At 34.9% G+C, this 22101-nt stretch carries 23 protein-coding genes; 5 read left to right on the top strand and 18 right to left on the bottom strand.

Features of this window, described 5'->3' with window-relative positions:
* Window positions 1–30: 30 nt before the first annotated feature.
* The 7 genes from CDZ92_RS15800 to CDZ92_RS15770 form a co-directional block, all read right to left on the bottom strand.
* Window positions 31–963, bottom strand: a complete 933-nt coding sequence (locus CDZ92_RS15800) for a YybS family protein (RefSeq protein WP_096156185.1) — start codon at window positions 961–963, stop codon at window positions 31–33.
* A gap of 481 nt (window positions 964–1444) precedes the next feature.
* The gene (rpsR, locus tag CDZ92_RS15795; RefSeq protein WP_096156184.1) at window positions 1445–1684 is read right to left on the bottom strand and encodes a 30S ribosomal protein S18; all 240 of its coding nucleotides are present in this window, start codon (window positions 1682–1684) and stop codon (window positions 1445–1447) included.
* Window positions 1685–1738: 54 nt separating this feature from the next.
* Window positions 1739–2287, bottom strand: coding sequence for a single-stranded DNA-binding protein (gene ssb / locus CDZ92_RS15790; RefSeq protein WP_096156183.1), 549 nt, complete (start codon window positions 2285–2287; stop codon window positions 1739–1741).
* A 52-nt stretch (window positions 2288–2339) separates the two neighbouring features.
* Entirely contained in the window at window positions 2340–2627 is a 288-nt protein-coding gene (rpsF, locus tag CDZ92_RS15785; RefSeq protein ID WP_141395236.1) for a 30S ribosomal protein S6, read from the bottom strand.
* A 112-nt stretch (window positions 2628–2739) separates the two neighbouring features.
* Window positions 2740–3840: a redox-regulated ATPase YchF gene (gene ychF, locus CDZ92_RS15780; protein ID WP_096156182.1), complete on the bottom strand. Its 1101-nt coding sequence runs from the start codon at window positions 3838–3840 to the stop codon at window positions 2740–2742.
* Window positions 3841–4181: 341 nt separating this feature from the next.
* Window positions 4182–4379 carry a DUF951 domain-containing protein gene (locus tag CDZ92_RS15775; RefSeq protein ID WP_096156181.1) on the bottom strand — a complete coding sequence of 66 codons (198 nt, stop codon included), beginning with the start codon at window positions 4377–4379 and terminating at the stop codon, window positions 4182–4184.
* Between the two features lie 100 nt (window positions 4380–4479).
* Window positions 4480–5499 carry a YkvI family membrane protein gene (locus CDZ92_RS15770; protein WP_096156180.1) on the bottom strand — a complete coding sequence of 340 codons (1020 nt, stop codon included), beginning with the start codon at window positions 5497–5499 and terminating at the stop codon, window positions 4480–4482.
* Between the two features lie 189 nt (window positions 5500–5688).
* Here CDZ92_RS15770 and yyaC point away from each other — a divergent pair, with 189 nt between their 5' ends.
* On the top strand, window positions 5689–6324 hold the full coding sequence (gene yyaC, locus CDZ92_RS15765; protein WP_096156179.1) for a spore protease YyaC: 636 nt from the start codon (window positions 5689–5691) through the stop codon (window positions 6322–6324).
* 65 nt (window positions 6325–6389) lie between these two features.
* Here the strand turns inward: yyaC and CDZ92_RS15760 are convergent, their stop codons facing one another.
* The 11 genes from CDZ92_RS15760 to rpmH form a co-directional block, all read right to left on the bottom strand.
* Window positions 6390–7094, bottom strand: a complete 705-nt coding sequence (locus CDZ92_RS15760) for a DUF554 domain-containing protein (protein WP_096156178.1) — start codon at window positions 7092–7094, stop codon at window positions 6390–6392.
* Between the two features lie 39 nt (window positions 7095–7133).
* Window positions 7134–7988, bottom strand: a complete 855-nt coding sequence (locus tag CDZ92_RS15755) for a ParB/RepB/Spo0J family partition protein (RefSeq protein ID WP_096156177.1) — start codon at window positions 7986–7988, stop codon at window positions 7134–7136.
* Window positions 7981–8742, bottom strand: coding sequence for a ParA family protein (locus tag CDZ92_RS15750; RefSeq protein WP_096156176.1), 762 nt, complete (start codon window positions 8740–8742; stop codon window positions 7981–7983). The genes CDZ92_RS15755 and CDZ92_RS15750 overlap by 8 nt, the downstream gene beginning before the upstream one ends.
* A 262-nt stretch (window positions 8743–9004) precedes the next feature.
* On the bottom strand, window positions 9005–9862 hold the full coding sequence (gene noc, locus CDZ92_RS15745; RefSeq protein WP_096156175.1) for a nucleoid occlusion protein: 858 nt from the start codon (window positions 9860–9862) through the stop codon (window positions 9005–9007).
* 242 nt (window positions 9863–10104) lie between these two features.
* Window positions 10105–10821, bottom strand: coding sequence for a 16S rRNA (guanine(527)-N(7))-methyltransferase RsmG (gene rsmG, locus CDZ92_RS15740; protein ID WP_096157028.1), 717 nt, complete (start codon window positions 10819–10821; stop codon window positions 10105–10107).
* Between the two features lie 24 nt (window positions 10822–10845).
* Window positions 10846–12738 carry a tRNA uridine-5-carboxymethylaminomethyl(34) synthesis enzyme MnmG gene (mnmG, locus tag CDZ92_RS15735; RefSeq protein ID WP_096156174.1) on the bottom strand — a complete coding sequence of 631 codons (1893 nt, stop codon included), beginning with the start codon at window positions 12736–12738 and terminating at the stop codon, window positions 10846–10848.
* Window positions 12739–12775: 37 nt separating this feature from the next.
* Complete coding sequence (gene mnmE, locus CDZ92_RS15730; protein WP_096156173.1) at window positions 12776–14164, bottom strand: tRNA uridine-5-carboxymethylaminomethyl(34) synthesis GTPase MnmE; 1389 nt, start codon at window positions 14162–14164, stop codon at window positions 12776–12778.
* A gap of 549 nt (window positions 14165–14713) precedes the next feature.
* On the bottom strand, window positions 14714–15334 hold the full coding sequence (gene jag, locus CDZ92_RS15725; RefSeq protein ID WP_096156171.1) for an RNA-binding cell elongation regulator Jag/EloR: 621 nt from the start codon (window positions 15332–15334) through the stop codon (window positions 14714–14716).
* Entirely contained in the window at window positions 15331–16110 is a 780-nt protein-coding gene (gene spoIIIJ, locus CDZ92_RS15720; RefSeq protein ID WP_227521562.1) for a YidC family membrane integrase SpoIIIJ, read from the bottom strand. The genes jag and spoIIIJ overlap by 4 nt, the downstream gene beginning before the upstream one ends.
* A gap of 171 nt (window positions 16111–16281) precedes the next feature.
* Complete coding sequence (gene rnpA / locus CDZ92_RS15715) at window positions 16282–16623, bottom strand: ribonuclease P protein component (RefSeq protein ID WP_096156167.1); 342 nt, start codon at window positions 16621–16623, stop codon at window positions 16282–16284.
* A 149-nt stretch (window positions 16624–16772) separates the two neighbouring features.
* Complete coding sequence (gene rpmH / locus CDZ92_RS15710) at window positions 16773–16907, bottom strand: 50S ribosomal protein L34 (protein WP_096156165.1); 135 nt, start codon at window positions 16905–16907, stop codon at window positions 16773–16775.
* A 927-nt stretch (window positions 16908–17834) separates the two neighbouring features.
* Between rpmH and dnaA the strand changes: the two genes are divergently transcribed.
* From dnaA to recF, 4 genes are all read left to right on the top strand, one after another.
* Window positions 17835–19181 carry a chromosomal replication initiator protein DnaA gene (gene dnaA / locus CDZ92_RS15705; RefSeq protein WP_096156164.1) on the top strand — a complete coding sequence of 449 codons (1347 nt, stop codon included), beginning with the start codon at window positions 17835–17837 and terminating at the stop codon, window positions 19179–19181.
* Window positions 19182–19475: 294 nt separating this feature from the next.
* On the top strand, window positions 19476–20612 hold the full coding sequence (dnaN, locus tag CDZ92_RS15700) for a DNA polymerase III subunit beta (protein WP_096156162.1): 1137 nt from the start codon (window positions 19476–19478) through the stop codon (window positions 20610–20612).
* A 128-nt stretch (window positions 20613–20740) separates the two neighbouring features.
* Window positions 20741–20953: a S4 domain-containing protein YaaA gene (gene yaaA, locus CDZ92_RS15695; protein WP_096156160.1), complete on the top strand. Its 213-nt coding sequence runs from the start codon at window positions 20741–20743 to the stop codon at window positions 20951–20953.
* 19 nt (window positions 20954–20972) lie between these two features.
* Entirely contained in the window at window positions 20973–22094 is a 1122-nt protein-coding gene (gene recF, locus CDZ92_RS15690) for a DNA replication/repair protein RecF (protein WP_096156158.1), read from the top strand.
* Window positions 22095–22101: the final 7 nt, after the last annotated feature.

The following is a 22101-nucleotide window of genomic DNA, read 5'->3' as shown; positions in this document are numbered from 1 at the left end:
GAATTTTTCAGCTCCTATTTACCAATTTACTCATTTTTGTATTCTTTTTCTTAAATCAAAACCGATATCAAAAATACCAATCATTCTAATTATATATAGTAGTGGTGGCATAAGGAAAGAAATTATTAAAATAGTGATTGGAATTGCTTTCGACATTTTCTTTTGAGCGAAAAAGAAAAACAGAAAAGAGAAACCTTGAATCGTCATTAATAGCATTAATATGAACGATAAGTTGACAACTGCAATATATAATGTTGAGCCTTCTTCCAATGACATTAACGATAAGATGATTACTACTAAATAGTACCATAATAAACTTTTTGGTAGCACTAACTCACGTAAAGGCGGAAATGGTTTTACATCTACTTTGAATCTACGTAAAAAGATGCCAGCTAAAAACTGACTAATAAAGGCAGAAACAAATGATGCCAGCACTAATAGTGAAGGTAAGAGATAAAGCAATTGTTGAATCATTGTATTATAAGTAGCGATTACTTCTTCAACAGATTCTTGACCTAAAGCATTTAACATACTTTCAGCAGTTTGAACAGACTGTGCAGACGCCTCTTCTAAAAGTTGTGCGAGGTCAAGTTGAAATAATAATACCGTTAGTACATACAACATTATGTAATTAATTAAATAAACCCCAGTAGCTGCTCCTAAGATTGCATAACGGTCTTTTTGTTTAGAAAATAAATATCCCATCACTATGCCGACTGTTGTTGCTGGTAAACTTATCATAAGTGCTAATGGTGAGCCGAATAACATCGAGATGAAATTAGCTAATACAATAAACCATATTGAAAATTTTATGTCATACCTTGCTGCGTATAAAGCAAAAGGTAATGGTAGTGCTAGTAATGAAATCATACTAATAACAGGGGTATATAGTGTGATTAATAGAAGAATGATATAAAGCCCGAGTAATACGGCACCTTCTGTTATTTTTTTCGTTTCCTTCATTTAGGCACACTCCCTTCATCCTTTTATTTTACCCTTATGTAGAAGATTACATGTGAGATGTTTAACGATGTGTTAGTTAGCAAGTTAGCAATCATTTTAGGGTATTAACTGTTGATGTTCGCTACAGGAGCTCGCTTTCATCCAAAAAGAATGATAGCATTTCGAGGAAGTCATGTAGTACCGCCGAATAATTTGCATGTTCGCCGATAAAGTATGGTTTCCGCTGATTCACTACCTGTACCCGCTGATTGATTCTTCGTTTTCGCCGATAAATTCCTTATTTCCGCTGATTGACTCGCCATTTTCGCCGATAAATACCTTTTATTCGCCAATTAGCTACCCATTTACCCGTAACAATCACTATTTTTTTGTAAATTAACAGAACATCTCCTTATATTTATATAAGAAATGGTCCCTTTTTGCAAAAAAGAAGGCAGTAAGATATGACTCTCACTGCCTTCTTTGTTAAGTTTTATGGATATTATTCACCAGCTACGTATGGTAATAAAGCCATTGTACGAGCGCGCTTGATAGCAACTGTTAATTTACGTTGGTATTTAGCACTTGTACCTGTCACACGACGAGGTAAAATCTTTCCGCGCTCAGAGATGAATTTTTTTAGAACATCAACATCTTTGAAATCGATGTTAGAGATTCCATTTGCTGTGAAATAACAAACTTTACGACGTTTGTTACGTCCGCCTCTGCGTCCACCTGCCATAGTATTCGCCTCCATTTCCTATTAGTTTTAGTTAACGATTTTCATTCTCTTGTCTTAGAATGGTAAGTCATCGTCAGAAATATCTATTGTTTGTCCCTTTTGATCAAACGGATCATTATCTATGCGAGTTTGGTTATTGTTGTTATTGCGCTGTGGTTGGTTTTGCTGACCATAACCACCATTTCCACCAGGTTCACTACCGAATGGTCCAGAGCCGTAGCTCCCGTCACCTTGGTTAGAATTTGGACGGCTTTGACCGCCACCACCAGCATTAGCACTTGCGCCTTTAGGTTCTAAGAACTGAACACTATCCGCTACAACTTCAGTTACATATACACGGCGACCGTCTTGTCCTTCATAATTGCGCGTTTGAATGCGACCATCAACACCAGCTAAACTTCCTTTTTTTAAGAAATTAGCTACGTTTTCAGCTGGTCTTCTCCAAATAATACAGTTAATAAAGTCCGCTTCACGTTCACCAGATTGACTCTGGAACGCACGGTTTACCGCCAAAGTAAAAGTAGCTACAGCCACTCCACTTGGTGTATAACGTAATTCAGGGTCTTTCGTTAAACGACCTACTAATACAACGCGATTTAACACAGTTCCACTCTCCCTTGCGATATTGTCCGTTTTCAAGGACTATATTTAAAAATTAAGCTTCTTCTCTAATAACGATATGACGGATAATGTCTTCGCTAATTTTCGCAAGACGATCAAACTCTTGAACAGCAGCAGCTCCAGAAGCTACTTTTAAAAGCATATAATAACCGTCGCGGAAATCATTGATTTCGTAAGCTAAGCGGCGTTTGCCCCACTCTTTAGAATCGTTAAGCTCAGCACCATTTTCAGTTAAAATAGTATTGAAACGCTCAACTAAAGATTTCTTTGCTTCTTCCTCAATGTTCGGACGGATGATGTACATGATTTCATACTTTCTCATCACAGTCACCTCCTTTTGGTCTAAACGGCCCATAACGGGCAAGGAGCAATTAGTAAATACTAATACTCACAAATTAAAATTATATCAGAACATCCAGCTAATTGCAACATCCTTACACATTAAAACGGAAATGGATCACATCTCCATCTTTTACTTCATACTCTTTACCTTCTAAGCGGACTTTTCCGGCTTCTTTAGCAGCAACCATTGTACCAGCATTTAAAAGGTCATCGTATGAAACTGTTTCTGCACGAATAAATCCACGTTCAAAGTCTGTATGAATAACACCAGCACATTGTGGAGCTTTCATCCCTTTGCGGAACGTCCATGCTCTAACTTCTTGAACACCAGCAGTAAAGTATGTTGCTAGTCCAAGTAGGTTATAAGCTGCTCGGATTAACTGATCTAAACCAGACTCTTCAATTCCAAGCTCTTCTAAAAACATTTCTTTTTCTTCTGCATCTAACTCTACAATTTCAGATTCAATCTTTGCACAAACAACAATTACTTGAGAGCCTTCTTTTTCCGCGAATTCACGAACACTTTGAACGTATTCATTACCAGATGGATCTGCTACATCATCTTCTCCTACGTTTGCTACGTAAAGAACTGGTTTGCTCGTTAATAAGTGCATTCCCTTTAAGTACTTTACTTGTTCATCCGTTACTTCTACCGTACGTGCTGGAAGTTCATTTTCTAATGCTTCTTGAACCTTCACTAACACTTCATACTCATATACTGCTTCTTTATCTTTTTGTTTTGCTAATTTTCCAACACGCTCTATACGCTTTTGGATGGATTCTAAGTCTGCTAAAATCAATTCTAAGTTAATCGTTTCTATATCAGAAATTGGATCCACTGTTCCAGCAACGTGTGTAATGTTGTCATCAGCGAAACAACGAACTACGTGACAGATTGCATCTACTTGGCGAATATGTGATAAGAACTTGTTTCCTAGTCCTTCTCCTTTACTCGCTCCTTTTACGATCCCTGCGATATCCGTAAACTCAAAGTGCGTAGGTATTGTTTTTTTGGGTTGAACTAGTTCTGTTAATTTTCGTAAACGCTCATCTGGAACATCTACAATTCCTACGTTTGGATCTATCGTACAGAACGGGTAGTTCGCAGATTCTGCACCCGCTTGTGTTATCGCGTTAAATAAGGTTGATTTCCCAACATTTGGTAAACCAACAATACCAGCTGTTAAAGCCATATTATCCACTCCTATTAGTACATCTTTCACTCAATGAACCTTCCACAATTATAGATACAACGCGCCAAAAAGACAAGTTGAAATAAGTCTAACCTTACATTATGGATGACTAATTTTAACCTATTGAGTGAGTTTCATAATGTACAATTACTAATCGAAAAACGAATATTAAACCTATTCTTTCATATAATTTACGTTTTATATAAACGTTATTTAATTATGATAAACGGAACATTCGTTTTTCACTAAACGAACCGTAATTATGAAATTGATTCAATTAAAAAGAAGATACAGTTATAGTTGTATCTTCTTGGTAAGATGTTTCACGTGAAACAAAAGTTTTATTCGGAATGTCGTTCGAGCACTTTTTTTATTTTGCGAACAAACTCTCTTCTTGGCATCATAATACTATGCTGACAGCCTTCACATTTAATCCTAATATCCATCCCCATACGAATGACTTTCCATTTGTTTTCTCCACAAGGATGGGCTTTTTTCATTTCAACAATGTCATGTAAAGAAAAATCTTTGTCACTCATCGTTTTTTACCCCTCTACTTCTAACTTCATACCTCTATTGTACAAAATTGCTTCTCATATTGGAATTATTTATACCAGTTTAGATGAAAATCATTTTACATTATGACCAATTATACTTATTAGCAATTGGATATAAAAGAATTGCCACTAATAAATATAGATTAATTAACCCAAATAGCGGGTAAAGTACCGACACAAGGAGAGAGAACCCAAAGGTTGTAAAAGGTATCATAATCGCAAGCATAATGGCACATACAACCCATAACGGAAGGTTGAATATAGAACGCAACCTTGTCGTTAAGCCTAATAAACCTGATGCTGCCGTCGTGTATATCGCTACCCAAAGTAACAACGTCATAAAGAACAACATATAATAAGGATAACTCTGAATGATAGCAAATAAAGGTATTTCGAAGAATTCTATTTTTGTAGCAACAGATAATAATGTCTCATTATACACAAAAGATATGATTCCTAATACTAGTCCACTTCCAAGGCTCGCAATGATAATTTCATTTTTACTTGCAACCTTATTACCAATAGCGGATAACACAGCTACTAACGGTAAAATATTTAGCGCAGTAAACGTAAAAGCACTCGGCCAGTTGTTTTGTTTTTCTAACAAACTACTTGCCGTTATGACACTCATATCAGTAGCATGAATTAGTATTCCTCCGAGTACTAAAACAATAATGGGTATAACCCAAGTATTTACAGTAATCATACCATTTACACCGTAGACAAATAAAAGTATTAATAATGAACTAATAATTATAATTCCTGCCCAATAAGGAATGAAGAATACTTGTAAAGCCGCTCCACCACCTGCCAACATGACAATGGTTGTCGTAAATAAATAAAGTAAAATAATAATTTCGTATACTTTAGAAAGCTTCGATCCCACCAACTTAACTAGTACCGGTGAAAAATGCTCTGACTGTTGATCCATACTAATCCTCATAATAACGTAACAGCATACAATAAAAAGAATAGTAAAAATGAAGATAGCTAGTCCGCTTTCTGCACCAAAAAATTGCCATAATTCCCTACCAGAAGCGTAACCCGCACCGATAACTGTGCCTAAAATTAAAAACATCCACCTAAGCCCGTTACTCCACACATTTTTCCCTCCTACCTAATCTACTAATTCATTATTATTGCAAAATATTTTCAAGGGGAATTATTCTACAATACTTACCAACTATTTATTTTTTTACAAATAGTGGATAAATAGAAAAGTATGAATTGCACGTATAGTTTTTTAAAAACAACCGTATACTGTTACTACTATTAACAAGGAGTGGAAACTATGAATCTAAAATCAAATTTCTTTGAAAAGAAAGGAGGTAATGCACGCATTGCGCATGATGATTCTAATGCTTTACAAGAAGTAACAAATACCGTTTATGAGTTACTACTTACAAGTGAGAGCATACAACCATATGTTATAGTATGTATCGGTACGGATCGTTCAACAGGAGACTCACTCGGCCCTTTAGTAGGAACTAAATTATCCGAAATGAAACTCTCTACCTTACATGTGTATGGGACACTAGATGATCCTATTCATGCGGTTAATTTAAAAGAAAAATTACAAGAAATATATAAACTGCACCCTAACCCTACTATTATTGCAATCGACGCATGTTTAGGGAGGTTAAAGAGCGTAGGCTTCTTAACCGTTGCAGAGGGGCCTGTCATGCCTGGAGCAGGTGTGAAGAAGGATTTACCTCCTGTAGGAGATTTTCATATTACTGGTATTGTAAATGTTAGTGGATTTATGGAGTTTTTTGTTTTACAAAATACAAGATTAAGTCTTGTAATGAGGATGGCAAAAACAATTGCAGAGTCGTTAAAGCGACTTGATTTGCTTTTAACAAGAAGAATAATGTTAGCACAAGCTGAAATAGATAAAAATAACTCTAATTTTCTACAAGGTGAATAAGAAAAAAGACTGTTTCTATACAATAGTTAGAGAACAGTCTTTTTGAATTTGTTATATTGATATAATTAAATCGATAGAAAGTACATACTCGTTACAAGTACTGCTACTACTAGTAGACCTGGTAGTAAATTAGCTACTCTTACTGATGTTATACCTAAAAGGTTTGTCCCAATCGCTAAAATCATTACTCCACCGGTTGCTGTCATATCTAAAATAAATAGTTGTAGTAACTCTTCTGGTACAAATCGATCGATAACTGTAGCAAATAACACAATAGAACCTTGATATAATACTACGGGGATTGCTGAAAACATAACACCTATTCCAAGCGTCGTCGTTAAAACGATACTTGTAAATCCATCAATAATAGATTTGGTAAATAACACATCGTGATTTCCTCTTAATCCACTATCTAAAGCCCCTACTACCGCCATTGCACCGATAACAAATATTAATGTAGCAGTTACGAATCCTTTAGAGATGCTTCCTGAATTACTTTTTCCGACCTTAGATTCAAGCCACCTACCTACTTGATTTAGTTTTTCCTCTAAATCTAGCCATTCTCCTATAACTGCACCTATTACTAAACTAAAAATAACGATTAAAAACTCTTGTCCTTTGAATGCCATTTGCAGTCCTAAAACAATAACTACTAGCCCTATAACCTTCATTACGGTTTCTTTCGTTTTGTCTGGTATTCTAGTTAGACCTAAGCCAATCAATGTACCAACAATAATACAAATACCATTTACAATTGTTCCTAATAACACAAAACTACCCCATTCCTATATAAGAAAAAAACCACCTAGTTAGATGGTTTCGTCTTTTTGGTCTAATAATTCTAAAAGGCGTTGTAAATCTTCGTCAGAGAAAAACTCAATTTCTATTTTTCCTTTTTTCTTTGTACGTTTTATATGTACAGACGTACCAAAACGCTCTCGTAAAGATGTTTCATGTCTTGCAATGAATACATCTTTCGGTTGTTTTTGTTTTGTTTCACGTGAAACATTTTCATTTATTTGTTGAATTAACAACTCTAGTTGGCGGACATTTAGATGTTCTTTTAGGATTTTATCGACGAGCGGTTTTATTTTTTCTTTCTTCTTTACGCCGAGTAGTGCTCTGCCGTGCCCCATGGAAAGTTCTCCTTCAAGCATTAACTCTTGTACGAATGGTGGTAAGCTTAGTAAACGTACATGGTTGGCAATGTGAGGTCTGCTTTTTCCTAATCGATTAGCCAATTGTTCTTGTGTAATGTTTAGTTTCGCCATTAACGTTTGATAGGCTGTTGCCTCTTCAATTGGCGTTAAGTCTTCACGTTGCAAGTTTTCAAGTAATGCTAATTCCATCATTTGTTGTTCCGTCATTTCTCTAACGACAACTGGAACTTTCGTTAATTGCGCTTCTTTTGCAGCACGAAATCTTCTCTCCCCTGCTACAATTTCAAAACCTTTTATACTTTTTCGTACAATAATTGGCTGTAAAATACCGTGTTCTTCAATGGAAGTTTTCAATTCCTCTATTGCTTCCTTATCAAACGTTTTACGTGGCTGATAAGGATTTGGTCTGACTTCTTTCACTGATATTTCTTGTACTATTTCCTCTTTGGAAGCTTCAATAGAAGGAAAAAGAGCATTAATTCCTTTCCCTAACCCTTTAGCCATGTGTAATCACTTCCTTCGCTAAGTCTAGATAAACTTCTGCACCACGTGATTTTGGATCATAAATAATGATTGGTTCCCCATGGCTTGGAGCTTCACTTAGTCGTACGTTACGAGGAATGATTGTACCGTATACTTTATCTTGAAAGTATTTTTTCACTTCATCAATGACTTGGATTCCTAAGTTTGTTCTAGCATCTAACATCGTTAGCAATACTCCGTCTATCATTAAATCTGTATTTAAATGTTTTTGAACAAGTCGAACTGTATTTAATAACTGACTTAAGCCTTCTAATGCGTAATATTCACATTGAACTGGAATAACGACTGCATCGGAAGCAGTTAATGCATTTATCGTTAATAGCCCTAAAGAAGGTGGGCAATCAATAATTACATAGTCATACTGATCTTTTACACTGTCAAGAGCTCTCTTAAGTCGAACTTCTCTGGATATAGTAGGAACTAATTCTATCTCTGCTCCTGCCAATTGAATAGTCGCTGGTATGATCATTAGGTTTTCTACTTTTGTAGGAATTATGACATCTTTAGCTGGCACGTCTTCTACTAAAATATCATAAATGCACTGATTTACCTCTGCCTTGTCTACTCCTACTCCGCTAGATGCGTTACCTTGTGGATCAACATCTACTAAAAGTACTTTTTTACCAATATAAGCTAAACACGCTCCTAAGTTAACAGAAGTCGTCGTTTTTCCTACGCCACCTTTTTGGTTTGCAATTGCAATAATTCTGCCCATGCTGTCACCTACCTTTATAAAACATCATGAAATATTAAATTTACTAGTTTCTAACTTATTTTATCATGAATTAACAGAAAGTTAACTTGTTTTTATTTAAATTTACTACATATATGTTGGCTTTTTAAAAATTGAAACAAGTTTGTAAAATAAAAGTAATAAAAATAATACTTTAGGAGTAGGAAATTATTATTCTCCAAAAATATTATATTGCACCAAAAGAAAAATCCCTTATCAATGGAAGGGATTTGAATATAGTAAATTATTTTTTGGGAATTTTAATTGTGAATTGAAAGTAATCTTCAAATTCCTCTTCTTGAGAGTCTAATTTAATTCCACTATCATTAACCATAGATAAAGATTGGCGAATCGTATTCATTGCAATTCTTGTATCTCTACTAAATGCTTTGCGCTTTGGTTTCACTTTTGTCTTTGTTGTTTGCTCTTCTAATATAGCAACAACTTTATCTTCCGTTTGTTTTACATTCCATTGTTTTTCGATAGTTTCATTTAATAAGGACACTTGTTTTTGTGGATCTTTTAACGGAATAAGTGCTCTTGCATGTCGTTCTGTAATCTTTTTTTGCATTAATGCATCTTGAACTTCATCAGGTAATTTCAATAAGCGTAACTTATTTGCTACTGTTGACTGGCCTTTACCAAGTCTTTGCGCTAATGCTTCTTGCGTCAAGTTATGTAGCTCTAAAAGCTTTGCATATGCTACTGCTTCTTCTATTGCAGATAACTCTTCACGCTGTAAGTTTTCAATTAATGCAACCGATGCAGTTTCCGCATCATTAAACTCTTTTATAATGGCAGGGATTGTCTCCCATCCGAGTTTTTGTACTGCTCTCCAACGTCGCTCACCTGCAATGATCTCAAACTGATCTTCCGCGAATTGTCTTACAACAATCGGCTGAATAATACCGTGAGTACGTATAGTTATAGAGAGTTCCTCAATTTTTTTATCTACGAATACAGTACGAGGCTGGTAACGATTCGGTACAATTTGCGTAACATTTAAATGTTTAATCTCATCTCGATTGACTTCTTCTACTATTTCCTGTTCTTCTTTTTCTTTTTCAACCATTCCGAAAAAGCGAGAGAAAGGAGTTTTCATAGTTCCACCACCTTAAGGATAAAATCCCTAACAAGTAATTCGTTCTTTCCATGGAAAGTCCTTCTTTTTGTAGGGAAAATGTTTCACGTGTAACATTTTAAGTATAACCTATTACTCTACTAAACTAGTGCATACGGCACGAGGTCACAGCACACTACATGAAGGCAAGCATAGCAGCAATCGGTAAGCCCTTTTGAACTATGCTTTAACCCTTTACAAACCTGCTTTATTTCGATGTCTTTTTATTCTAATGGCATCTTATTTGGTGTACCAGGTTTTCTTGGATATTTTTTAGGCGTCGGTTTCGTCTTTTTAATGACGATAATATTTCGTTCACTTTCCTCTAATGGTAATTGGAAACTGTGAACTTCTTCCACCTTGCCACCTAATGTTTGTATCGCTTTTTTGGCGCTTACCATTTCCTCTTTTACAGAAGCTGCTTTCATCGGTACAAAATGCCCACCTTCTTTTACAAGAGGCATACATAATTCACTTAAAACAGATAGTCTTGCAACGGCTCTAGCTGTTACGAGATCAAACGATTCCCTTAGTTCAGGAATTCTACCAAACGTTTCCGCTCTATCATGATATAAGGAAACATCTTTCAATTCTAATGCGTTTACAAGCGTTTGTAAGAACGTGATTCGCTTATTCAATGAGTCAACTATACTTACTTTCAAATGTGGAAAGCAGATTTTTAAAGGGATGCTAGGGAAACCTGCACCTGCTCCTACGTCACATACGGATTGTTCTTTTGTTAGATCAAAATAAAAAGATGCTGTGATGGAATCATAAAAATGTTTTAAATAGACACCCTCTTCATCCGTTATGGCAGTCAAGTTCATTTTCTCATTCCACTCCACTAATAAACGGAAGTATGTGTCAAACTGATTTATTTGGAGAGGAGTAAGGGTAATCCCTTTCTCCTCTAGTAGTTGTAAAAATCGTTCTTTATTCATGGGAGAATCCTTTCTTTCCATGGCTTATGCCTCACTCGGCAATTTGGCAATTTTTCCTTGTTCTAAATATACAAGTAATATAGATACATCTGCTGGATTTACACCTGATATACGTGATGCTTGTGCAACAGATAGTGGCCTAACTTCTTTCAGCTTTTGGCGTGCTTCGTTTGCCAAACTATTTATCGCATCATAATCAATATTTTCTGGTATTTTTTTATCTTCCATTTTTTTCAGACGATCTACTTGTTGGAGTGATTTTTGAATATAACCTTCATACTTGATCTGTATTTCCACTTGTTCAGCTACATCATGATCGATTTCCACTTCGGCTGGTACTATAGATCGAATATGTTCGTAGTTCATTTCAGGTCGCTTCAATAAATCACTTGCACGAATACCATCTTTTAATTCAGTACCACCTGCGTCAACAATAATCTGTTGTACTTGAGATGATGGTTTAATGATAATTTTGGCTAAACGTTCTTTTTCTACTTCTATTGCTTCTTTCTTTTTTAAGAAACGCTCATATCGCTCTTGTGGAATTAATCCGATTTTATATCCAGTTTCTGTAAGTCTCAAGTCTGCGTTATCGTGACGTAATAGTAGACGATACTCTGCACGTGATGTTAACAAACGATAAGGTTCATTTGTACCTTTTGTTACTAAGTCATCCACTAGGACGCCAATATAGCCTTCTGAACGGCTAATGATAAGGTCTTCTTTACCTAGTGCACGTAGACCCGCATTAATACCTGCCAAAATACCTTGACCAGCTGCTTCTTCATACCCAGAAGTGCCGTTAATCTGTCCAGCCGTATATAGGTTTTGGACTTTTTTCGTCTCAAGAGTTGGCCATAATTGTGTTGGGACAATGGAATCATATTCAATCGCATAGCCGGCACGCATCATTTGTACATTTTCTAAACCTGGTATAGAAGATAACATCTTACGTTGAATGTCTTCTGGAAGGCTTGTAGACAGCCCTTGAACATATACTTCTTGCGTATTACGCCCTTCAGGTTCTAAGAAAATTTGATGACGTGGCTTATCATTAAAACGGACTATCTTATCTTCAATAGATGGACAGTATCTCGGCCCTGTACCTTTAATCATTCCCGAGTACATTGGGGAACGATGTAAATTATCATCAATAATTTGATGTGTTTCTGGACTTGTATACGTTAACCAGCATGGAAGTTGGTCTGTAATGTATTCTGTTGTTTCATAAGAAAACGCTCTTGGGACTTCATCGCCTGGTTGTATTTCTGTTTTGCTGTAGTCGATTGAAGCACTATTTACACGTGGAGGTGTACCAGTTTTAAACCTTACTAAATCAAACCCTAACTCTTCTAAGTGCTCAGAAAGTTTAATCGACGGCTGTTGGTTGTTTGGTCCACTTAAATATTGTAAGTCACCTAGTATTATTTTTCCGCGTAAAAACGTTCCAGTCGTAATAACAACTGTTTTCGCCTCATATGTTGCACCTGTTTGCGTAATAACACCTTTACAAACGCCATCTTCTACAATCAGTTTTTCAACCATTCCTTGTAGAAGGGTTAAGTTAGGCTCTTGTTCCATTGTTTTCTTCATTTCATGTTGGTATAAAAACTTATCAGCTTGTGCTCTTAACGCACGAACAGCAGGACCTTTACCTGTATTAAGCATTCTCATTTGAATGTGTGTTTTATCGATATTTTTACCCATTTCTCCGCCAAGTGCATCGATCTCACGAACGACAATCCCTTTCGCTGGTCCACCTACGGATGGGTTACATGGCATAAAAGCAACCATATCTAAATTAATAGTAATCATTAATGTTTTCGCACCAAGTCTTGCTGCAGCTAATCCTGCTTCACAACCAGCATGTCCTGCACCAATGACGATAACATCATAGGAACCTCCATGATAATCCATTATAGTTCCCTCCTTTTATTTCTAAAAATAAATCCATTTATTTTCCTAAGCAGAACTGAGAAAATAATTGATCAATTAAGCTTTCATGAACGGTATCACCGATAATTTCCCCTAGAATTTCCCACGTACGCGTAAAATCGATTTGTACGATATCTATTGGAACTCCTGTTTCGATACCATTTATCGCTTCTTCTAATGCTTGTTGAGCCTGATTTAATAATGCAATATGTCTAGAGTTTGAAACATATGTCATATCGCTTGCTTCTACTTCGCCTTCGAAAAACATAGAGGCAATCGCCTGTTCTAACTCGTCAATTCCTTTATCTTCTTTTAAAGAAGTTGAAATGATTGGATGTGACTTAGCTAACTTTTGAACTAAATTAAAATCTAATTTAGTAGGTAAATCTGTTTTATTAATGATGACTATTACGTCCATACCGCTAGTAGCCTCAAAAAGCTGCTCATCTTCTAGTGATAATTCATCATTATTATTTAAGACTAATAATAATAAGTCTGCCTTTTTTAAAACTTCACGAGATTTTTCGACGCCGATTCGTTCTACTATGTCTTCCGTTTCACGAATTCCAGCTGTATCTACTAACTTTAAAGGTACTCCTCGAACGTTAACAAATTCTTCGATGACGTCTCGAGTAGTTCCTGGTATATCTGTTACAATAGCCTTATTTTCTTGTACTAAGCTGTTTAATAGAGAAGATTTCCCAACGTTTGGTCTACCAACAATAACTGTAGCTAAACCTTCTCTTAAGATTTTGCCTTGCCCAGCAGTTTGGAGCACTTTTTCTAATTCTGTTTTTACGGAACTTGCCTTTTCTATTAATAAATGATGTGTCATTTCCTCGACATCATCATATTCTGGGTAATCTATGTTCACTTCTACATGTGCTAACGTTTCTAATATTTCTTGTCTTAGACGTTGAACAAGTCGCGATAGTCTTCCTTCCATTTGTCCAATCGCAACATTCATCGCTCTGTCTGTTTTAGCCCGTATTAAGTCCATCACCGCTTCTGCTTGAGATAGATCAATTCTCCCATTCAAGAATGCACGTTTCGTAAACTCACCTGGTTCCGCTAATCTAGCTCCTTGACTTAAAACTAACTGCAACACTTTATTTACCGATACTAATCCACCGTGACAATTTATCTCTACAACATCTTCTCTTGTAAAAGTTTTCGGTCCTCTCATAACCGAAACCATTACTTCCTCTATGACATTGTTTGTTTTCGGCTCTATTATATGACCGTAATGTATCGTATGCGAAGCCACATCTGCTAGTCTCTTATCAGATGGTTTTTGGAATAGCTTGTCCATTATATTTATAGATTCTGAACCACTTAGTCGCACGATCGCAATGGCTCCCTCTCCCATCGGAGTCGATATAGCAGCTATCGTATCTAATTCATTCATCGCCTTCACCTCACTTAACTCCAACTTTTATATATGAATCAATTTCATAATCACTGTTCGTTTAGTGAAAAACGAATGTTCCGTTTATTATAATTAAATAGCGTTCGATATAAAACGTAAATTATATTAAAAAATAGGTTTAATATTCGTTTTTCGTTTAGTAATTGTACATTATGAAACTCACTCATATAAATGATTATTTTTAGCCATAACCGTTTTATGTTAGCACAATTTATCATTCTTTTAAAGAATCATACTTTCCGTACTTATCCACACATCTCCAATTTCCGCACTTTTCGATATTACAATTTTAACTTATCCACATGTGAATAACAAGATTAAATGAAGAGCAATACTATCCACAATAAACAAGATGTCGAATCTAGAATAAAAATATAGAAAGTGATAATGGTTAGTATTAGCTTTTTTTTAGAGATAAAATCAATCGAGATCCATCTACTAGAATTTTTGTAGCAAATTTCGATATTCTCTCCTGTTTTTACTCGCAAAAAAACTGCCTTCCAGTATGGAAGACAGTAAAATGGATGTTTATTTTTTCGGTGAAATTACTAATGCACGGTTCGGTTCTTTTCCAACCGAATATGTTTCTATTTCTTTATATTCCGACAAGATCGAATGAATGACTTTTCTTTCGAATGAAGGCATCGGTTCTAAATGAACTTCTCTTCTTGTCTTCATTGCTTTATCTGCAAGACGACTTGCAAGCTGCTCTAACGTCACTCTTCTTTTTTCTCGATAGCCTTCCGCATCTAAAACAACGGAAATGTATTGATTTGAAAAGCGATTTGCAACAATTTGCGTTAAATATTGAAGAGAATTTAACGTTTGTCCTCTTTTTCCGATTGCTAATGCAATCTTTTCACCAGTAAGTGTAACCGTAATGTTTCTTCCGTTAACTTTTGTTTCAAGTTCTGACGGAATATTCATTTCGTTTAGGACAGATTGTAAAAACTTTACAGCCTCTTCTTCTGGTTGTGGCTTTAACGTTACTTTTACAATTGCCGGCTTAGCTCCAAAAATCCCAAACAGTCCTTTTTTGCCTTCCTCAACGATTGTAATTTCTGCACGGTCTCTAGTTGTGTTTAGTTGAGTTAAAGCGGAATGTACTGCTTCCTCTACCGATTGACCAGTTGCAGTTATTTCTCTCACTTTTTAGCTCCTCCTGCACTTTTTGCTACTTGTGCACTTTTAATTTCTGGACCTTTAATTAAATATGTTTGCACGATCATGAAGATGTTACCTACTACCCAATATAATGATAACGCTGCTGGGAAGTTTACTGCGAAAACAACGATCATAATTGGCATAATCCAAAGCATCATAACCATTTGTGGGTTGTTGTCCATTCCGATCATCATGATTTTTTGTTGAATCCAAGTAGTAATACCTGCAACTACAGGTAAGATAAATAATGGATCAGCTGAACCTAGTTCAAACCATAAAAAGTTGTGGCCAGCAATTTCCCTCGTTCTCGTAATCGCATGGAAAAATCCAATTAAAATCGGCATTTGAACGATTAACGGAAAACATCCTGCTAATGGGTTTACTCCATGCTTTTGGAATAGCCCCATTGTTTCTTGTTGTAATTTTTGTTGTGTTTTTTGATCTTTCGAACTATATTTTTCACGTAAAGCTTTCATTTCAGGTTGTAATGCTTGCATTGCTTTAGCATTTTTCGTTTGTTTTATCATTAATGGTAAAATTGCAAAACGAATTAATATTGTTACAAGGATAATAGAAATACCGTAATTTTCATTCGTAATGTTTGCAAAATAAATAATTAACCATGATAAAGGATAAACAACGTATTGATTCCAAAATCCAGTACTTTCTTTCGTAATTGGCTCATTTATTTCCATACATCCCGTAAGGAATAATAAAATCCCAACTAGCACTAACAAAAGCCCTAAACGCTTATTCAAAATTCTTCCTCCTTTTTCACACAAAACATAAGGAACTACTACCTTATATAACTTAATAGAAACTCTATCATAAAAATATATCCTTATACATCCTACCATTTTTAGTCTAAGAATTAAATATGTATAGCGTTTCCAATAAACATTTTATCATTAAATAAATAAAAAGGTGTTATTCTACCTTTTTAACATTTTTAATTTTTTTAATACATGCATTAGACTACTTTTTACTTCCTCTACTGACATTGTTGCTGTTTGATGTCTTGCAATAACAACAAAATCAACAGGTTTAGCAATTTTATCATCTAACTCATGAAAAGTTTGACGGACGTAACGCTTAATTCTATTTCTAGTAACGGCGTTGCCTACTTTTTTGCTAACGGATAAACCGATGCGAAATGTATTTTGGTCTTTCTTTTCTAAAATATAAATAACAAATTGTCTATTTGCCATCGATTTTCCGTGTTGAAATACTTGTTGGAACTCTTTATTATCTTTAATTCTTTTTTCTTTCCTCAAAATAATGTCCTCCTGTACAGCTGATCCAAGATTTCTACGTTCATTCTTTCTATATAAATAAAAAAATATCCATTACAAAGCAACGTTCGTGTACTTGTTTAAGCTTGTACATAAAAAATAAAAAAAAGGACCACTGACAGTCAGTGGCCTTATGCAGATAATACTTTTCTTCCTTTGCGACGACGACGTGCAAGAACTTTACGTCCTGTTGGTGAACTCATACGCGCGCGGAATCCGTGAACTTTACTACGTTTACGATTATTTGGTTGAAACGTTCTTTTCATTATATGACACCTCCCTGAGGATTTTGCTTTTTAAAAAAATTCATATTAGACAGTCTAACTAATTATAGAGAATAACCTATGCAAATGTCAATGTTTGATTTACTAGAAGAATTTTCTTTTCTTTTTCTATCTATAAATAACATTTTTTAACCGAGCTTTTAAAAAAACTGTGTTAAAGACCGCTGTTGATTTCCGTGAAAGGCTTAGCTTACCGCGGGCGCGAGTAATTTTAATCAACACCAACATGTAACTAAGCCATTAAAAAAGCTAATTTGCATGAATTTTCTTGGAGTCCTGGTTCTACTGCTAAATTAGTTAATCTGTAAAACAACAAACTTTACTAAAAAATAATTTTCCTAAAAACCTTCACCTTCTAGTGCAGAGAGATCTTATTAAAACCTCAATAAATTTAATCTAAAAAATATTTTTTCACCTTATTTGTCCTATTTTGTTTAACTGTGAATAACTTTTTCGGTAACAAAAAATAATCCACAGCGGTTATCGACAAGCTTTTCACAGTATTCTTCATTGTGGAAAACTTTCCTCCACAAACAATTGATTATGTGGATAATATAAAAACCTCATTGCAACATAAGGTTTTATTTGATATTATTATTGTGTTTTCACTCTGAATAACTTGTCCAGTCAAAATAGTTACCCACAGATTGTGGATAACATGTGGATAGTTCTTCTCCACATGTTCATAAAACATTGTCCACAATTGTAATATTTTGTAGAAAACTGGTTTTCTTCTATATTATTGTTATTCACAGTATAAGGATGAATAAATATACAACAGTCGTTTATCTAACATCATGTCGTTATACAAAAGTTGTACAGATAAACGCTTTTTTACTGTTTGTTTACATTAATTTCATAAACATACATGTACACGTTTGCACTATCGGTAGAAAGGGGGCTTAATGCTTGAAAAACATTGCTGATTTATGGACAAAAGCATTAGATGAAATTCAAAAAAAGGTTAGCAAACCTAGCTTTGATACTTGGTTAAAATCTACAAAAGCTGATTCACTTAAAGGTGACACACTTATTATTACAGCGCCAAATGAATTCGCAAGGGACTGGCTTGAATCAAGATATACAATCCTTATCGGAGAGATCATCCTTGAACTTACAGGCGAGGAATTAACAATCAAATTCATTATTCCTCATACACAAGTAGAAGAAGACCTGGATATAAATGCTCCTCTAGTTAAGATGAAAAGAGATGAAGAAATAATTGAGTTACCACAAAATATGCTCAATCCGAAATATACGTTTGATACGTTTGTTATAGGTTCTGGAAACCGATTTGCACATGCAGCTTCGTTAGCAGTAGCAGAGGCACCAGCAAAAGCTTACAACCCTCTATTTATTTATGGAGGAGTAGGTCTTGGAAAAACTCACTTAATGCATGCGATTGGCCATTACGTAATTGAACATAATCCCGCTGCAAAAGTTGTTTATTTATCGTCTGAGAAATTTACAAATGAATTTATTAATTCTATTCGAGACAATAAAGCGGTTGATTTCCGCAATCGATATCGAAGCGTAGATGTTCTACTAATCGATGATATTCAGTTTTTAGCTGGAAAAGAACAAACACAAGAAGAATTTTTCCATACGTTTAACACGTTACATGAGGAAAGTAAGCAAATCGTTATTTCGAGCGATCGACCTCCTAAAGAGATTCCTACTCTTGAAGATCGTCTTCGTTCACGATTTGAATGGGGTTTAATTACTGATATAACTCCACCTGATTTAGAGACAAGAATCGCCATCCTTCGTAAAAAAGCGAAAGCAGAAGGCTTAGATATTCCAAACGAAGTAATGCTTTACATTGCAAATCAAATTGATTCCAATATTCGTGAACTAGAAGGTGCACTTATTCGTGTAGTAGCTTATTCATCTCTTATTAATAAAGATATTAATGCTGATTTAGCTGCAGAAGCATTGAAAGATATAATTCCTAGTTCGAAACCAAAAATAACAACCATTGCTGATATTCAAAAAATGGTTGGCCAACATTTTAGTTTAAAGTTAGACGATTTTAAGGCTAAGAAAAGAACTAAATCTGTTGCATTCCCTAGGCAAATTGCTATGTATTTATCTAGAGAATTAACGGATTACTCTTTACCTAAAATTGGAGAAGAATTCGGTGGGCGTGACCATACGACTGTTATTCATGCGCATGAAAAAATCTCAAGATTACTGCAAACAGATACACAATTACAAAAACAAGTACAAACCATTACTGAAAATTTAAAAGGTTAATAGAAATTTTAGTTTGTGAGTATTGTGAATAAGTGCATGTTAGTTAAACACAGCTTATTAACATGTGAATAACTACGGAGAGTAGCTAAAACTACACTTATCCACATAATCACAGGCCCTACTATTACTTCTACTAGGTTTTATTAATAAAAAATAAATATAGAACTGCATTCATGTATCTTTATTCTCACCGAAAAACGTATGATTTCTAATTCTTATATTCTGTTATAAAAAACTACTAAATAAGCGCAATAATAAAGATAAATTTGATTTGCATATATGAGGAGGATAAAAATGAAATTTGTTATCCAACGAGATAAACTGGTACAAAGTGTTCAAGATATATTAAAAGCAGTTTCTTCTCGAACTACTATTCCAATTTTAACTGGTATTAAGATCGTTGCTACAGAAGAAGGAGTAACATTAACAGGAAGTGACTCCGATATATCTATTGAATCCTTTATTCCTACAGAAGAAGATGGATCAGAAAATGTAGAAATCCTTCAAACAGGCGGCATCGTTTTACAAGCAAGGTTTTTCAGTGAAATTATAAAAAAGTTACCTCAAGATACGGTAGAAATTGAAGTGCAGAATCATTTTGTTACAGTAATTCGTTCTGGTAAATCTGAATTTAACTTAAATGGACAGGATGCTGAAGAGTACCCGCACTTACCGCAAATCGAAGAAGATAATATGTTCAGACTACCGACGGACTTAATAAAGAACATTATCCGTCAAACGGTATTTGCAGTGTCCACGTCAGAAACACGCCCGATCTTGACAGGTGTAAACTGGAAACTAGAAAAAGACGAGTTAATCTGTATTGCAACAGATAGCCACCGTTTAGCATTAAGAAAAGCAAAAGTAGAAAAAGAAAATGACTTGGCATGTAATGTCGTAATTCCAGGGAAGAGCCTAAACGAGTTAAGTAAAATTTTAGATGACACAAATGAATTAGTAGATATCGTTATTACTGAAAACCAAGTATTATTTAAAGCGAAAAATATTTTATTTTTCTCTCGTTTATTAGATGGCAATTATCCAGATACTTCTCGTTTAATTCCAAATGAGAGCAAAACGAATATTAAGGTCCAAACAAAAGAGTTTTTACAAGCCATTGATCGAGCTTCTCTTTTAGCACGTGAAGGTAGAAATAATGTGGTAAAACTCTCAACATTAGATACTAACTTACTTGAAGTTTCGTCTAATTCACCTGAAGTTGGGAAAGTAGTAGAACAAGTGCAAAGTAATGAAATTACGGGAGAAGAGTTGAAAATCTCCTTTAGTGCGAAATATATGATGGATGCGTTAAAAGCATTAGAAGGTACTGAAATTGAAGTGGACTTCACTGGAGCGATGCGTCCGTTCTTAATTTCTACAGCTAATGACGACTCCATCCTTCAATTAATTTTACCAGTACGAACTTACTAAAAACTAATATCTAAAAAAGAGGTAAAGCTACTAACAGAAAAGTTTGTTGGTAGCTTTCTTTTCTATATGGCAAACTTTTAGTAAAATAAGAAGTAGAGACTAAAAGTAAAAGTAAAAGAGGGATAAAAATGACAGAAGTGAAAATTGATACGGATTATATAACACTCGGTCAAATGTTAAAATTAGCGGATGTAATTCAGTCTGGCGGAATGATTAAATGGTTTTTAAGCGAACATGAAGTGTTTGTAAATGATGAACCTGAAGATAGACGTGGGAGAAAGTTAAGAGATGGTGATGTAATTTCTATTAACGGCATTGGTCGTTTTCAAATCGTTTCATAAAGATGAGTTGGTGAATTAATTGTTTATTGAAGAATTGCAATTGAAGAATTACCGTAATTATTCCACCATCGGGGTTGAGTTTGATCAAGGAGTTAACGTTATCTTAGGAGAAAATGCCCAAGGAAAAACAAATATTATGGAATCTATCTATGTTTTAGCGATGGCAAAGTCACATCGGACGTCTAATGATAAAGATCTTATCAGATGGGATGAAGAATATGCTAAAATAGAAGGTAGAGTGAAAAAACGTAACGGATCTATTCCCTTACAGTTAGTTATATCTAAAAAAGGAAAAAAAGCTAAATGCAATCATATCGAACAAAAGAAGCTGAGCCAATATATAGGGCATATGAACGTTGTTATGTTTGCACCGGAAGACCTTGACTTAGTAAAAGGTAGTCCGCAAGTAAGAAGACGTTTTATTGATATGGAACTAGGACAAGTATCACCAGTCTATATGCACGATTTAGCAAGATACCAAAAAACGTTGCAACAACGCAATCATTTTTTAAAGCAAGCTCAAATGAAAAAAAAGATGGATGAAACGATGTTACAAGTATTAACAGATCAAATGATTGAACTTGCTGCAAAAGTGACGATAAAACGAGTAGAATTCATTAAAATGTTAGAAAAATGGGCGAAGCCAATCCACGCAAGTATTAGTAGAGGGTTGGAAGAATTGTCTATAATTTATAAACCTTCTATCGATTATGTATCAGAAAATGTAAATTTGACGAAAATGATAGAAGCATATAACGAAAAGTTTGATAAAATAAAAGATAGAGAAAAAGAAAGAGGCATTACTTTATTTGGACCACACCGAGATGACTTACTATTTTATGTGAACGGAAAAGAAGTGCAAACGTTTGGTTCTCAAGGTCAACAAAGAACAACAGCTCTTTCTTTAAAATTAGCTGAAATAGATTTAATTTATTCCGTAATTGGAGACTATCCAATTCTTTTACTTGATGACGTTTTATCAGAATTAGATGACTATCGACAATCCCACTTGCTACATACCATTCAAGGGAAAGTACAAACGTTTGTTACAACAACAAGTGTTGACGGGATAGACCATGAAACATTAAAAAGAGCCGCGACTTTCTATGTGACGGCTGGATCTATTAGAAAATCAAACTGAGGTGAAA

Origin of the sequence: Bacillus sp. FJAT-45066 (genome assembly GCF_002335755.1) — a bacterium.
GTDB lineage: Bacteria > Bacillota > Bacilli > Bacillales > Bacillaceae_I > Bacillus_CD > Bacillus_CD alkalisoli.
The sequence above is the reverse complement of the archived record's forward strand: the minus strand, read 5'-3'. Positions and strand labels throughout refer to the sequence as shown.